Annotated in this window: 1 protein-coding gene; it reads right to left on the bottom strand. The window is 58.6% G+C overall.

Annotated features, from left to right (window positions below; translation table 11 throughout):
- Positions 1 to 18: 18 nt before the first annotated feature.
- Positions 19 to 1,169, bottom strand: a protein-coding gene (locus KW843_RS26640) for an IS3 family transposase (RefSeq protein WP_218298113.1) whose coding sequence is annotated in 2 segments (ribosomal slippage) — positions 19 to 923 and positions 923 to 1,169 — 1,152 coding nt in all. Because the reading frame shifts where the segments join, the coding sequence is not laid out codon by codon here.
- Positions 1,170 to 1,232: the final 63 nt, after the last annotated feature.

The following is a 1,232-nucleotide window of genomic DNA, read 5'->3' as shown; positions in this document are numbered from 1 at the left end:
TGAATCGCCCCGGATTCCCTAGACACTTTTAAGCCGTTGGAAATGGCGTCTTTCGAACTCTACCGGTGAAGTATCTCCGGCAGTGCCGTGGCGTCGCTTAGGGTTGTAAAACATCTCGATGTAATTGAAGACATCGGCTCTGGCTTGATCGCGGGTTGGGTAGATCTGGCGGCGGATTCGCTCTCGTTTCAAAAGTTGGAAGAAGCTTTCGGCCACGGCGTTGTCATGGCAATTGCCCCGACGGCTCATGCTGGAAACCAGGTTGTGAGCGCGCAGGAAGTCTTGCCATGCATGCCCAGTGAACTGACTGCCCTGATCAGAGTGGACGGTGACAGCGGCTTTGGGTTGCCGGCGCCACAATGCCATCAGCAGCGCGTTGAGCACTAACTCAGTGTCGATGCGGTGCCCCATGGACCAGCCGATCACCTGCCTGGAGAACAGGTCGATGACGGCGCTCAGGTACAACCAGCCTTCATGGGTGCGGATGTAGGTGATGTCGGTCACCCATGACTGATTGGGCTCGCTGACATTGAACTGGCGCTGCAGATGGTTTGGTGCCACCACCGCTGGCTTGGCGCCACGCGGGCCAGGTCGGCGTCGATAGCCAGTCTGTGAACGCAGGCCTTCAAGCTTGAGCAATCGGGCCACGCGGTGCTTGCCGCAGCGCTCTCCCAGGTCGAGCATGTCCATCGTGAGCTTGCGATAGCCATAGACGCCACCACTCTCCAGCCACGCGTGCTTGAGCAAGCCCAACAAGCGTTGATCGTCCTTGCCACGAGAACTCACCGGATCGCACTTCCAGGCGTAGTAGCCGCTGGGGTGCACGGTCATGAGCTTGCACATGCGGCGAACGCTGTGCTGGTGTTCATGCCGCTCGATGAATGCGTACCTCACCCGGACTGCTTGGCAAAGTACGCTGCGGCCTTTTTTAGGATGTCGCGCTCCTCGGTCACACGTTTGAGCTCGGCCTTCAGTTTGCGCAGCTCATCCGCCTGTGACCCCTGCGCTTGCCGTTGTGCCGCGGGCATTCGATGGGCCTTGATCCACTGATACAGGCTGTGCTGGCTAACACCAAGCCTGGCGGATACGTCGGCCACCTTGTGGCCACGCTCGGTGATCTGTTTGACCGCTTCGGTCTTGAATTCTTCGGGGTATCTTTGCTTACTCATGGCACCTCCTATTGGGCCTCAGGTTTGAGGCTCAGAGGTGTCTAGAAAACCCGGGGCGATTCA

Source organism: Acidovorax sp. sif1233, assembly GCF_019218755.1.
Taxonomy (GTDB): Bacteria; Pseudomonadota; Gammaproteobacteria; order Burkholderiales; family Burkholderiaceae_C; genus Acidovorax.
This window is presented reverse-complemented; position numbering and strand designations above follow the sequence as displayed.